General features: G+C 72.8%; 12 protein-coding genes. 8 read left to right on the forward strand and 4 right to left on the reverse strand.

The annotated features are described in order from the left end of the window. The first annotated feature begins 90 nt into the window (after nt 1–90). On the forward strand, nt 91–894 hold the full coding sequence (locus OHA17_RS31450; RefSeq protein ID WP_406509336.1) for a chaplin: 804 nt from the start codon (nt 91–93) through the stop codon (nt 892–894). Nucleotides 895–972: 78 nt separating this feature from the next. Here the strand turns inward: OHA17_RS31450 and OHA17_RS31455 are convergent, their stop codons facing one another. Further along, a complete protein-coding gene (locus OHA17_RS31455; RefSeq protein ID WP_018535088.1) occupies nt 973–1161 on the reverse strand; it encodes a DUF5703 family protein in 189 nt (62 codons plus the stop codon). Between the two features lie 47 nt (nt 1162–1208). Between OHA17_RS31455 and OHA17_RS31460 the strand changes: the two genes are divergently transcribed. After that, the gene (locus OHA17_RS31460) at nt 1209–1883 is read left to right on the forward strand and encodes a hypothetical protein (RefSeq protein ID WP_406509337.1); all 675 of its coding nucleotides are present in this window, start codon (nt 1209–1211) and stop codon (nt 1881–1883) included. Between the two features lie 69 nt (nt 1884–1952). On the opposite strand, the gene OHA17_RS31465 is transcribed toward OHA17_RS31460, so the two are convergent. Together OHA17_RS31465 and OHA17_RS31470 are read right to left on the reverse strand one after the other, a co-directional pair. Next, the gene (locus OHA17_RS31465) at nt 1953–4265 is read right to left on the reverse strand and encodes a helix-hairpin-helix domain-containing protein (protein WP_406509338.1); all 2313 of its coding nucleotides are present in this window, start codon (nt 4263–4265) and stop codon (nt 1953–1955) included. Further along, entirely contained in the window at nt 4262–5245 is a 984-nt protein-coding gene (locus OHA17_RS31470; protein ID WP_406509339.1) for an aldo/keto reductase, read from the reverse strand. The genes OHA17_RS31465 and OHA17_RS31470 overlap by 4 nt, the downstream gene beginning before the upstream one ends. A 171-nt stretch (nt 5246–5416) precedes the next feature. On the opposite strand from OHA17_RS31470, the gene OHA17_RS31475 reads away from it, so the two are divergent. After that, nucleotides 5417–6472 carry an LLM class F420-dependent oxidoreductase gene (locus OHA17_RS31475; RefSeq protein WP_406509340.1) on the forward strand — a complete coding sequence of 352 codons (1056 nt, stop codon included), beginning with the start codon at nt 5417–5419 and terminating at the stop codon, nt 6470–6472. A 230-nt stretch (nt 6473–6702) separates the two neighbouring features. After that, entirely contained in the window at nt 6703–7491 is a 789-nt protein-coding gene (locus OHA17_RS31480; protein WP_406509341.1) for a ferritin-like domain-containing protein, read from the forward strand. Here OHA17_RS31480 and corA read toward each other — a convergent pair whose 3' ends face one another. Then, nucleotides 7492–8487, reverse strand: a complete 996-nt coding sequence (gene corA, locus OHA17_RS31485; RefSeq protein WP_406509342.1) for a magnesium/cobalt transporter CorA — start codon at nt 8485–8487, stop codon at nt 7492–7494. 59 nt (nt 8488–8546) lie between these two features. Here corA and OHA17_RS31490 point away from each other — a divergent pair, with 59 nt between their 5' ends. From OHA17_RS31490 to mshC, 4 genes are all read left to right on the forward strand, one after another. Continuing rightward, the gene (locus OHA17_RS31490; RefSeq protein WP_406509343.1) at nt 8547–9233 is read left to right on the forward strand and encodes a histidine phosphatase family protein; all 687 of its coding nucleotides are present in this window, start codon (nt 8547–8549) and stop codon (nt 9231–9233) included. A 68-nt stretch (nt 9234–9301) separates the two neighbouring features. After that, a complete protein-coding gene (locus tag OHA17_RS31495; protein ID WP_406509344.1) occupies nt 9302–9892 on the forward strand; it encodes a DUF3090 domain-containing protein in 591 nt (196 codons plus the stop codon). Beyond that, the gene (locus OHA17_RS31500) at nt 9856–10677 is read left to right on the forward strand and encodes an SCO1664 family protein (RefSeq protein WP_406509345.1); all 822 of its coding nucleotides are present in this window, start codon (nt 9856–9858) and stop codon (nt 10675–10677) included. The genes OHA17_RS31495 and OHA17_RS31500 overlap by 37 nt, the downstream gene beginning before the upstream one ends. A gap of 437 nt (nt 10678–11114) precedes the next feature. Further along, nucleotides 11115–12344, forward strand: coding sequence for a cysteine--1-D-myo-inosityl 2-amino-2-deoxy-alpha-D-glucopyranoside ligase (gene mshC, locus OHA17_RS31505; protein ID WP_406509346.1), 1230 nt, complete (start codon nt 11115–11117; stop codon nt 12342–12344). The last annotated feature ends 55 nt before the right edge of the window (nt 12345–12399 follow it).

Consider the following 12399-nt stretch of genomic DNA (forward strand, 5'->3'; position numbering starts at 1 on the left):
CGCGCCATGCACTCCGGGGCCGCCCGGCATCTCAGCCCGGGCGCAACGGCATCCGGGCTTTCCGGAAGGCAGAAGGCAGGGAACGAATCTATGCGACAGGTCACCCGCAAGGGACTGATCACCATGGCGGCCGCGACCGGCGTCATCGCCATGGGCAGCGGTGCCGCGCACGCCGACTCGGCGGCGCAGGGCAGTGCCACGAACTCGCCGGGCGTACTGTCCGGCAACGCCGTCCAGGTGCCGGTGCACGTGCCGGTCAACGCCTGCGGCAACACCGTCGATGTGATCGGCGCGCTCAACCCGGCGTTCGGCAACAGCTGTGCCAACAAGGGCGGCGCCGGGCATCAGGGTGGTGGCTCCATGGCGACCGGCCACACCAGCAACTCGCCCGGTGTGGGCTCCGGCAACACCATCCAGGCTCCCGTCGACGTCCCCGTGAACCTCTGCGGGAACAGCGTGAACGTGGTGGGTGTCGGCAACCCGGTGTTCGGCAACGACTGCGTCAACGACGAGGGCGGCCGGCCCGGCCGGCCCCACCACCCGGGCTACCCGCAGCACCCCGGCCAGCCCCACCACCCGGGCCAGCCCCACCACCCGGGCCAGCACAAGCCCTGTCCGCCCGAGCAGCCGGGCCACCCCCAGCAGCCCGGGCACCCCGGGGTTCCGCAGAACCCGGTCAGCCCGATCGCGCACCAGCCGGCCAAGCCCGCGCAGCCCGCCGCGCCCGCCAAGCCCGCTGCCCCGGTCACCCAGACCGTGACCGCGCCGAAGGCCCCGGCCGCCGCGCTGGCGCACACCGGCTCCGAGGGCATGGGCTTCGCCGTCCCGGCCGCCGCCGGTCTCGTGCTCGGCGGAGCGGTGCTCTACCGCCGCGGACGCGCCGCGCAGCAGTAGTCGAAGCCGTCGCGCACGGCTGTCATGACGGAGCGGGCCCCGCACATGTGCGGGGCCCGCTCCGTCATGACAGCGGGCTCACCATGTGGCCCGCACCTGGCGGATGATCCGCCTGCGCAGCCGCACTCTGCGGCTGCCGTCCCGGCGCAGACTCAGTCGGTCCAACTCCCAGTGTCCGTACTCGGCATGGTCGGTCAGCAGGCGTGTCGCCTCCTTGCGGGATACCCCGCGCGGGACGTACACGTCGACAAATTCGTATTCCGGCATCGCATCTATTGTGCGGGCAGAGGCCCGGTACGGATAGCGTCTGCACTATGTCTGATGCTGCGCAGCCCACCGCTGCCGAGGTACGTGCCGCCGCCGAGGCGGTCAAAGCCGCGCTGGACCGTCACCTCGATGCGGTGGAACGCCGCACGGGGGACGACGATCCCGACGTGTACGAGGCGTTCAACGCGCTCGCTGCGGCCGCCGAGGCGTACGACGAGCGGCTCTACGACCGCTACGACGAGGTGACCCCCTTCGAGATCCCCGGCGCCGACGACTCCCTGCCGCCCTACGCGGGCCCCGAGGAACCCAACGCCCTGAGCGTGCTCATCCGGCGCGACTACGCCGTGGCCGAGCCCCAGCGACTGCTCGCCCAGGCGCAGCGGATCACCGATCTCGACCCCGAGGCGGAGGAGCCGGACGAGGGCGAGCGCACGGCCCCGGTCGTCGGCAGCAGCGTCCACGCCGCGCTCGGTGTGCTCTTCGGCGAGTACGAACCGGACGAAATCGCCTCCCGGCACAAGGAGTTCGGCCTGGAGGAGGGCGACTCCACCCTGTGGGTGTCGGCCGCCGACGAGCTCCCGGAGCCGGGCGAGTGGCTGAGCACGCCGTTCGACCACGCCGACCCCCAGCGCGTGGTGTGCCGCTTCGATGTGAGCGCCGTGTTCGACGAGGAGGACCTGGTGGACGACCTCGACGAGGAGGACCTCCGGCCGGCTCCCTGACCCCGCCTTCACGGCAGAGGCCGCGCACCCCGCCCATGGGGGTGCGCGGCCTCCGCCGTGTGCGACGTCCTACTCGGCGGTCTTCAGGAGGCCGTGAAGCAGTGGCGTCAGGCGGGTCGTGCGCGGCGCCGGGAGGATCTCCGCGACGGCCCGGGGGAGCGCCTGGTCCACGCCGTGGACGACGGACAGATGCCGCTCCGCGCGGCCGAACGCCGTATAGACCCAGGCCCGGCTGAGCCCCTGCGCCGCGTCGCCGGGCAGCACCGCGACCACCGCGGGCCACCGCATCCCGACCGCCTGGTGCGCGGTCAGCGCCCAGCCGTGCCGCAGCGTGGACTCGACCCGTTCCTTGGGCACGAGGACGGGGGCGCCTGCGCAGTCGAGCCGCAGGCCCTCCGCGTCCGCCCCGACGACCGTGCCGATCACCGTACGGCCCGGAGCCTCGGCGTACGCCACCTTGTCGGCCGGGTCGAAGCCGCCGAAGCGGCCGGGGCCGGGGTTGAGGCGCTGCTTCAGCGCCGCGTTCAGCGCGCGGGTGCCCGCCGAGCCGCCGTGGCCGACCGTGATCACCTGGGTCTGCTCCGGCGGGATGCCGATCGCCCGGGGGATCGAGTCGGCGAGGAGTTGCACGCAGCGGTGCACGGCCTCGCCCGCGTCCCGCACCGGGACGATCACGACTTCCTTGCCGGGGGCCTCGACCTGGTTCAGCTCGCCGATGCCGATGCCCGAGACCAGCTCACCGACGGGCCCGGGGTCGGGCAGCCGCGACGCCACCACGGGGCAGACCCGGGCAGCCAGCAGGTCGTTGAAGACCAGGCCGGCACCCGCCGGGCCGAGCACCCCGGGGTCCCCGCTCAGTACGAGCCGGCAGCCGTCGGGCAGCGACTCCACCAGCACGGCCGCGGTCTCCACGTCGAGCTGTGTCGCGTCCTGCACCACCAGGACGTCGAGGGCGAGCGCCCCGTCCGCGTCCCGGCCGGGGCCCTCGCCGGACAGCAGGCCGGCGACGGTGAACGCGGCCAGCGGGCCGGTCAGTTGGGCCAGGCGGCGCCGGCCGTCCGCGGTGTGCGCGGCGCCCGCGGCGCGCAGTCCGGCCGCCGCGGCCGCCGTCACCACCGCCGCCGACTCGGCGCGCGCGGCCTCGCCGCCGGTGTGCGCCACCAGGCCGCTGCCCGCGACCGCGCGGACCAGCTCGCCGCCCTCCGGCCACACCGAACCGTCGTCCCGCACCGGCGAGTTGAGCAGCCGGGCGAGCCCGTCGGCCAGGCTCTCCTCGGCCAGGGCGTACCGGTCGAGCCCGAGCAGGACCTCGACCGGCTCCGCGGGCTCGGCCGCCTCTTCGGCGTCCTCGGCGTCTTCGGAGGGCTCCGGCTCGCCCGCCAGGCCGTCCTGGAAGACCAGCACCACGCCCTCGGCGACGGCCTGCTGCACCGCCTCGTCCGGGTCGGGAACGGAGCGCGCGGCCAGGGCCTTGCGCACGTCGTCGGCCGTCAGCGCGGTGTGCCCCCGCACGGCGGCCTGCTCCAGGATCCAGCCGACCAGCGCGGCCGCCCTGCGTTCGTCATCCGGCCGGCACTCGGCGCCGAGCAGCGCCCGGGCGAAGCCGTCGGCCTGCTCGGGCCGCACCCCGGGCACCGCGAGGAGCTGCCAGGGGTCCGCGCCGAGCCGCTCGGCCGCCTGCTCGCCGAGGGCGCCGGTGACCTGGGCGGCCAGTGCCTCGGGCGCGCCGCCCCGGGTCAGCACGTCACGTACGGAGGCGAGGGCCTCGGCCGAAGTGGTGGGCGCCTGGGCGGGCTCGGGCGACCTGGGACGTACCGGAGCGGCCTGCTGGGCGGGGGCGGGCCTGCGCGGGGCGGGGGTCGGGCCGCCGAAGTACGCGGCGCCCGACTTCTCGCCGCTCTCCACGGCCCGTACGGCGGCGAGCAGGTCGGCGGCCTGCCCGCTCAGCTTGGTGCCGGCCGGGATCGGCGCCTCCTTCTCCGCCTTGCGCTGCTCGATCCTGGCCCGCAGCTCCCGCTGGGCCGCGAGCTCGGCCGCGGCTTCGGAGACCTCGGGGGCCTTGGCGTCGGTGGCCTCGGAACCGGCGGACTCGGACTCCTCGGCGGTCGCGCCGGCGGTCCCGGCCCCGCTGCCGGGCTCGGCGTCCTCAGCGGCTGGCTCGGTCTCCTGGGCGCTCGCGTCGGGCGTCTTGGAGTCGCCGGGGGATTCCGGCTCGGGCTCATCGGCGGTCGCCGTCCCGGGGCCGTCCGTGGCCGCGGCCTCCGCGCCATCCACCGCGAGGTCGCCGGCGGCGGTGCCCTCCGCGGGCTCGGGCGCCACCTCCGCCTCGGCGGATTCGTCGGCCGTGGATCCAGGGGCCGAGCCCTGGGGAAGCGCAGTCACAGCGTGCTCCAGTCCTGATCGGGATAGCGGTGCACGGGCGCCGACACATCGTCGAGCGCCTGGCAGATCTCGTCAGGAAGACTAAGGGCCTCCACTGACAATGCCGCCGCGAGCTGCTGCGCGTTGCGCGCGCCGACGATCGGCGCCACCACTCCCGGACGGTCCCTCACCCAGGCCAGCGCCACCTGAAGCGGTGTCGCGGCGAGTCCGTCGGCCGCTATGGAGACGGCGTCGACGATCCGGCTCGCCGCGTCGTCGAGGTAGGGCGCGACGAACCCCGAGAGGGCCTCCGACGCGCCGCGCGAGTCCGCCGGCGTTCCGTGCCGGTACTTCCCGGTCAGCACGCCCCGGCCGAGCGGCGACGAGGGCAGCAGACCGACCCCCAGGTCCAGAGCGGCCGGAAGGACCTCGCGCTCCACCCCGCGCTGGAGCAGCGAGTACTCCATCTGGGTGCTGGCGAGCCGGGTGCGTACCCCGGGCGCGGCGAGCTGCCAGGTCGCGGCCTTGGCGAGCTGCCAGCCGCTGAAGTTGGAGATGCCCGCATAGCGCGCCCGCCCGCTGCTGACCGCGATGTCGAGGGCCTGGAGGGTCTCCTCCAAGGGGGTCCCGCAGTCGAAGGCATGCACCTGCCAGAGGTCGACGTAGTCGGTTGCGAGGCGCTCAAGGGAGGCGTCGAGGGCGCTCAGGAGATGGCCGCGCGAGCCGTCGAAGCGGCGGTCGGGGTCGGGCACGCTGCCCGCCTTGGTCGCGATCACCAGGTCCCTGCGCGGCGCGAGCCGCTCCGTCAACTGCCCGAGCAGATACTCCGCGTCCCCGCCGCCGTACACGTCCGCCGTGTCGATCAGCGTGCCGCCCGCCTCCCAGAACGCCTTCAGGAGTTCGGCGGCATCCTGCTCGCCGACGTCCCGGCCCCATGTCAGGGTGCCGAGCCCGATCCGGGATACGCGCAGGCCCGTGCGGCCGAGATGCCTCTGCTCCATGGGCGCTGAGATTACTGGCCAAGGGCCCACGGGGAGAGAGCCTGTGGACAACTCGGCCCTGCCGCATCGCGCCCACGCGCGCTAGAGTCCCCGGCACAGGAACGTTACTCATGAGTAAGACGCGAGTGCGGGCGCGTACCCACGCGTCCCGACGAGTAAGGGGATTCGGCCATGCGGCTCGGCATCAACCTCGGCTACTGGGGCGCGGGAATGGACGGCGACAACCTCGCCGTCGCCAAAGAGGCGGACAAGCTCGGCTACGACGTCTGCTGGGCGGCCGAGGCCTACGGCTCGGACGCGCCGACCGTCCTCGCCTGGGTCGCCGCGCAGACCGAGCGCATCGACGTCGGCTCCGCGATCCTCCAGATCCCGGCCCGCCAGCCCGCCATGACCGCGATGACGGCCGCCACCCTCGACTCGCTCTCCGGCGGCCGCTTCCGCCTCGGCCTCGGCGTCTCGGGGCCGCAGGTCTCCGAGGGCTGGTACGGCGTCAAGTTCGACAAGCCGCTCGCCCGCACCCGGGAGTACGTCGAGATCGTCCGCAAGGCGATGACGCGGGAGCGGCTCTCCTACGAGGGCGAGCACTGGACGCTGCCGCTGCCCGGCGGCCCCGGCAAGCCCATCAAGCTCACCGTGCACCCCGAGCGCGAGCACATCCCGCTCTACATCGCCGCGATCGGCCCCAAGAACCTGGAGCAGACCGGCGAGATCGCCGACGGCGCGCTGCTGATCTTCCCGGCCGCCGAGCACATCGAGGCCACCGCGATCTCCCACATCCGGGCGGGCCGCGAGAAGGCCGGCCTGACCATGGACGGCTTCGACGTCTGCCCGACGCTGCCGATCTCGCTCGGCGCCGACGCGGACGTGCCCGCCCTCGCCGACATGTTCCGCCCGTACACCGCGCTGTACGTCGGCGGCATGGGCAGCCGCAAGCAGAACTTCTACAACCAGCTCGCCCAGCGCATGGGGTACGAGAAGGAGGCCGCCGAGATCCAGGACAAGTACCTGTCCGGCGACAAGGCGGGCGCGGGCGCCGCGGTGCCGCAGCAGCTCATCGACTCGACCACGCTGCTCGGCTCGGTCGAGCGGATCGCCGACCGCATGCAGGCCTACGCCACCGCCGGCGTCACCACGCTGACCCTGGCCCCGGCCGGCTTCACGCTCGACGAGCGGCTCGCCTCGCTGCGCGCGGGCACCGAGGCGCTGGAGCGCGCGGGCCTCGCCTGAGGGGGATCGTCCAAGGAGATCGTCTCTGCGGCCGTGGTGGGGGCTCGGGGGTCTTCCCCGCCACGGCCGTCATGTCTGACAACGCCCCGACACGCCGCCCGGTTACGGCGGTGTGGGCACCGCACATTCCTTCGTTCGGCCCAGTGGTGCCGGACCCCTGTTGCCGCCGATGGTATGCCGCATTTGACTCGGTTTCGCATGGTCACTGTGCGCACCCCGGAGGTACGGCGATGCTCTCGGCCAAGAGTCTGTTCCAGGAGATCCTCGACCACGACGAGTCGTTCCGGCTCTTCTGCTCCATCGCGGCCAGCGGCGAGTCCCAGGGCGGCTGGGAGAACGGCCGGATCGCCGCCCTCCTGCCCGAGGGCTGCCGTGCGCTCGCCCCCAAGGTGGCCCGGCACGGCGCCGACGAGGACAAGCACGGGCGGATCTTCAACGCGCTGCTGAAGAGGCGCTGCCTGAGCCCCGTCGACGTACCGCCCGACACCGACTACACGATGCTGCTCGAACAGCACGGCATCGGACTCGGCCACGAACAGCTACGGGGCGAGGTGCCCCTCACCGAACGGGACGTCGTCGTCTACCTCGCCCACAGCCGGGTCACCGAGCAGCGCGCCTCCGAACAGATGGAGCTGCTGCGCAGACACTTCGGCGTGGACCCCGACATCGGCCGGGCGGTGCGGATGATCTCCGACGACGAGGACAACCATCTGGCGTACTGCCACGAGGAGTTGCTGCGCCTGGCCGGCGCCGGACACGGCCCCACGATCCAGCGCGTACTGCGCGAGTGCGCGCTCGCCGAGATCCGGGTGTACCGCGACGTCAACCTCGCCGTGATGACCCACATGGGGCGGATCCTCGCCTGGCCGCGCGCCAAGACGGCGGTCCTCGCGGCAGGCATCCACGCGGTGTACGCCTACGAACGGCTCGGCGGATGGCGGCGGATGGTCAACCTCACCATGCCCGAGCGGCGCGACGCACTGGGCGGGCCCGCCGTGCCCGCGCCCGGATACGCCTGACTACAGCCAGCCCCGCCGCTTGAACAGGCGGTACAGGGAGATTTCGAGAACCACCATCAGCAGGATCACCGCCGGGTAGCCCCACCACCAGTGGAGTTCCGGCATGTGGTCGAAGTTCATGCCGTAGACGCCGGCCACCATCGTGGGTACCGCCGCCATCGCCGCCCACGCCGAGATCTTCCGCATGTCGTCGTTCTGGCGGACGCTCACCTGGGCGAGATGGGCCGAGAGGATGTCGGAGAGTAGCCGGTCCAGGCCCTCCACCGCCTCGTTGGTCTTCATCAGGTGGTCGTCCACATCGCGGAAGAACGGCTGCGACTTGGCGTTCACGAACGGCACGCCCGCGCTCGCGAGGCGCTGCACGGGCTGCGCGAGCGGGCCGGTCGCCCGGCGGAACTCCAGGAGCTGCCGCTTGAAGGTGTAGATCCGCGAGGCGGTGTTCTTCGTGTCGCCGCCGCCGGTCGGCGAGAAGATCTGCGCCTCCAGCTCCTCCAGGTCGGTCTGGAGCTCCGCCGCCACGTCCGTGTAGTGGTCGACGACCGCGTCGCTCACCGCGTACAGGACCGTCGTCGGTCCGTGCTTGAGGAGCTCCGGCTCGGCCTCCAGCCTGCGCCGCACCGCCTTGAGCGGCGCGCCCTCGCCGTGCCGGACGCTCACCACGAAGCAGTCGCCCACGAAGAGCATCAGCTCGCCGGAGGTCACGGTGTCGCTGTTCGGCTCGTACACGACGGGCTTCAACACCATGAACAGCGAGTCGTCGTACACCTCCAGCTTCGGCCGCTGATGCGCCTTCAAGGCATCCTCCACGGCCAGCCTGTGCAGCCCGAACTCGCTGCTGACCAGCTCGAATTCCTCTTCCGTCGGCTCGTAGAGCCCCAGCCAGAGGAAGCTGTCGCCGATGGCGCGCGCCTGGTCGAGGGCGTCCGAGAAGTCCCTCGGGCCCTCGGTGCGGCGCCCCTCGCGGTAGATGGCACAGTCGACGATCATTGCGGGCATTGTCCCTTGATCGGGAGCCGACCGCACCCGAGGGCGGCCGGGCGCCTAGGCTGGCGCACATGGCCACGTTGATCCTCGTACGCCACGGACGCTCCACCGCCAACACGGCGGGGGTGCTGGCCGGCTGGACGCCGGGTGTCGCCCTCGATGAGCGCGGCCGCGCCCAGGCCGCCGCCCTGCCCGCCCGGCTCGCCTCCCTGCCGCTCGCCGCCGTCGTCACCAGCCCGCTTCAGCGCTGCCGCGAGACCGTGCAGCCGCTCCTGGACGCCCGCCCCGGCCTGCCGCTGCACCCCGAGGACCTGATCGGCGAGTGCCACTACGGCGACTGGTCGGGCCGCAAACTCTCCGAGCTCTCCGCCGAACCGCTGATGGAGGTCGTGCAGCAGCACCCCTCCAACGCGGCCTTCCCCGGCGGCGAGTCGATGCGAGCCATGCAGGCCCGGGCCGTCGAGGCCGTGCGGGACTGGAACACCCGGATCGAGACCGAGCACGGCCCCGACGCGATGTACGCCATGTGCTCGCACGGCGACATCATCAAGTCGATCGTGGCGGACGCCCTCGGTATGCATCTCGACCTCTTCCAGCGGATCTCGGTGGAACCGTGTTCCCTCACCGTCATCCGCTACACCCGTCTGCGGCCCTTCCTCGTACGCCTCGGGGACACCGGCGACCTCGCCTCGCTCGCCCCGCGCGAGAAAGCACCGGACGAACAGGCCGAGGTCGGTGGCGGTGCGGGAGCACCGTGATCGCCGCGCGCAGTAGGGTGGACGCGCCGAAAACCGCTGCTCCAACTCCGAACTAGGGAGACCAGAACGTGTCCCGTCAGGTGTTCTTCTACGACCCGCCGGACCGTTTCGTGGCCGGCACGGTCGGGCTGCCCGGGCGCCGTACGTTCTTCCTCCAGGCGTCCGCGGGCAGCCGCACCACCAGCGTCGCCCTGGAGAAGACCCAGGTCGCAGCCCTTGCCGAGCGGATCGACGAGCTGCTCGACGAGGTCGTGCGCAGGACCGGAGGAAACGCTCCTGTGCCTGCCGTCGCCCCGCCCGACGTCACGGACTCCGCGCCGCTCGACTCGCCCGTCGAGGAGGAGTTCCGGGTCGGCACCATGGCGCTGGCCTGGGACGGCGACGAACAGCGCATGATCATCGAGGCGCAGGCCCTCGTCGAGCTCGACGCGGACACCGAGGACGACCTCGCCGAGGCCGAGGAGCGGATGCTCCAGGACGAGGAGAACGGCCCGCCGATGCTGCGGGTGCGCCTGACCGGAGGCCAGGCCCGGGCGTTCGCCAAGCGCGCGCTGGACGTCGTGAACGCGGGCCGGCCGCCGTGCCCGCTGTGCAGCCTGCCGCTCGACCCGGAAGGACACGTATGCCCGCGCCAGAACGGATACCGCCGCGGAGCCTGACCTCCGCCGAGCTCCTCGCCAAGGGTGAGCTCACCGTCCTCGGGCGGATCCGCGAGGCGTCCAACGCGGTCCTGTACTGCTCCGTCGCGTACGGGGACGACAGCGCGGAGTGCGTCTACAAGCCCGTCGCGGGCGAGCGGCCGCTGTGGGACTTCCCCGACGGCACGCTCGCCCAGCGCGAGGTCGCGGCGTACGAGGTGTCGCGGGCGACCGGCTGGGACCTCGTGCCGCCCACCGTGCTGCGCGACGGGCCCTACGGCGAGGGCATGGTCCAGCTGTGGATCGAGCCGGTCGAGGGGGACTCCGGGCTGCTCGCGCTCGTCGACGACGAGGAGCCGGCCGAGGGCTGGAAGGCGGTCGCGCTCGCGGAGGTCGGCGAGGGCCGCACGGCGCTCCTCGTGCACGCGGACGATGCCCGGCTGCGGCGGCTCGCGGTGCTCGACGCCGTGATCAACAACGGGGATCGCAAGGGCGGGCATCTGCTGCCCGCGCCCGACGGGCGGCTGTACGGGATCGATCACGGGGTCACGTTCAACGTGGACGACAAGTTGCGGACGCTGCTGTGGGGGTGGGCGGGCGAGCCGCTCACCTCGGAGGCGGTGGGCGCCTTGAAGGGCCTGGCCGAGGCCCTTCGACCCCTGGAGCCGCTTGCGGTGCGGTTGGCGGAGCTGATCACCCCGGCGGAGGTGGATGCTGTGCGGGAGCGGGTTGCCGCGCTGCTGGAAGCGGGGGTCCACCCCGCCCCCTCCGGGGAGTGGCCCGCCATTCCGTGGCCGCCGGTCTGAGTTGTTCCCCACCCCGCCCCTTCCCGCTGTGACACTCTGCGGCTCCGCCGCGTGGCCTCCGGGGGGTGTGCGAGGCTGCGGGCGGTCGGTGGCTGGCCGCGCCCACGCGGCGGAGCCGCACAATGTCACAGCCCCGCGCCCCTGGCGGGACTGGTGCTGACCAGTACTGGCATCTTCAGCCCGTCCGGCGTTTGAGGACGAGCGCCCTTTAGGCGCGATCGGGGGTCTGGGGGCGGAGCCCCCAGGAGCCACTGTCACCCCACCTCACCCCCGGAGGGTTTCGGGAAGGGGTGGGGTGGGGCTCCCGGGGTCTGGGGCGGAGCCCCAGCAGGGGGAGGCCGGGTAGCACCTCCCGGCGCTGGGGCGCAAGAGGGTCGATTCGGCCAAGCGCGGGATCCGGTTCGTATCCGGAAGCCGCGTCCGGTTACGCTCAAGACATGCATGCCTGGCCCGCTTCTGAGGTCCCCGCCCTGCCCGGCAAGGGCCGCGACCTCCGGATCCACGACACCGCGACCGGCGGTCGAGTCACCCTCGACCCCGGTCCCGTCGCCCGTATCTACGTCTGCGGGATCACCCCGTACGACGCGACCCACATGGGTCACGCGGCGACCTACAACGCGTTCGACCTCGTTCAGCGCGTGTGGCTCGACACCAAGCGGCAGGTTCACTACGTCCAGAACGTGACGGACGTGGACGACCCCTTGCTGGAGCGAGCCATCCGCGACGGCAAGGACTGGGTGGAACTCGCCGAGGGCGAGACCGCGCTGTTCCGCGAGGACATGACCGCCCTGCGACTCCTCCCCCCGAAGCACTACATCGGCGCGGTCGAGGCGATACCGGGGATCGTCCCGCTCGTCGAACGGCTGAGGGACGCCGGAGCCGCGTACGAGCTCGAAGGGGACGTCTACTTCTCCGTCGAGAGCGACCCGCACTTCGGCGAGGTGTCGCACTACGACGCCGCCGCCATGAAGGCGCTGTCCGCCGAGCGCGGCGGCGACCCCGAGCGGCCCGGCAAGAAGAACCCGCTCGACCCGATGCTGTGGATGGCCGCCCGCGAGGGCGAGCCGAGCTGGGACGGCGCCTCCCTCGGGCGTGGCCGCCCCGGCTGGCACATCGAGTGCGTCGCCATCGCCCTCGACCACCTCGGCATGGGCTTCGACGTGCAGGGCGGCGGCTCCGACCTGATCTTCCCGCACCACGAGATGGGTGCCTCCCACGCCCAGGCGCTGACCGGCGAGTACCCCTTCGCCAAGGCGTACGTGCACGCCGGCATGGTCGCCCTGGACGGCCAGAAGATGTCCAAGTCCAAGGGCAACCTGGTCTTCGTCTCGAAGCTGCGGCGCGACGGCGTCGACCCGGCCGCCATACGCCTCACCCTGCTCGCCCACCACTACCGGGCCGACTGGGAGTGGACCGACCAGGTGCTCCAGGACGCCGTCGAGCGTCTCGGGCGCTGGCGGGCTGCCGTGTCGCGGCCCGATGGGCCGTCCGCGGACGCGCTGGTCGAGGAGGTCCGCGAGGCCCTCGCCAACGACCTCGACGCGCCCGCCGCCCTCGCCGCGGTGGACCGCTGGGCCGAGCGCCAGGACGCCGACGGCGGCACGGACGAGGCCGCCCCCGGTCTCGTCTCCCGTACGGTCGACGCCCTCCTCGGTGTCGCCCTCTAGTCACAGGACAGCACCAACCGGCTCTGTCCGAACCGCCCTTGGACTCCTCGTGAGT

The sequence above is a fragment of the Streptomyces sp. NBC_00212 genome (assembly GCF_045206365.1).
Classification (GTDB): domain Bacteria; phylum Actinomycetota; class Actinomycetes; order Streptomycetales; family Streptomycetaceae; genus Streptomyces.

Coding starts and splice junctions, on each gene's coding strand:
- OHA17_RS31475 (WP_406509340.1), top strand. CDS start 5,417: ATGCGGCTCGGCATCAACCTCGGCTACTGGGGCGCGGGAATGGACGGC.
- OHA17_RS31480 (WP_406509341.1), top strand. CDS start 6,703: ATGCTCTCGGCCAAGAGTCTGTTCCAGGAGATCCTCGACCACGACGAG.
- mshC (WP_406509346.1), top strand. CDS start 11,115: ATGCATGCCTGGCCCGCTTCTGAGGTCCCCGCCCTGCCCGGCAAGGGC.
- OHA17_RS31500 (WP_406509345.1), top strand. CDS start 9,856: ATGCCCGCGCCAGAACGGATACCGCCGCGGAGCCTGACCTCCGCCGAG.
- OHA17_RS31490 (WP_406509343.1), top strand. CDS start 8,547: ATGGCCACGTTGATCCTCGTACGCCACGGACGCTCCACCGCCAACACG.
- OHA17_RS31455 (WP_018535088.1), bottom strand. CDS start 1,161: ATGCCGGAATACGAATTTGTCGACGTGTACGTCCCGCGCGGGGTATCC.
- OHA17_RS31470 (WP_406509339.1), bottom strand. CDS start 5,245: ATGGAGCAGAGGCATCTCGGCCGCACGGGCCTGCGCGTATCCCGGATC.
- OHA17_RS31450 (WP_406509336.1), top strand. CDS start 91: ATGCGACAGGTCACCCGCAAGGGACTGATCACCATGGCGGCCGCGACC.
- corA (WP_406509342.1), bottom strand. CDS start 8,487: ATGCCCGCAATGATCGTCGACTGTGCCATCTACCGCGAGGGGCGCCGC.
- OHA17_RS31460 (WP_406509337.1), top strand. CDS start 1,209: ATGTCTGATGCTGCGCAGCCCACCGCTGCCGAGGTACGTGCCGCCGCC.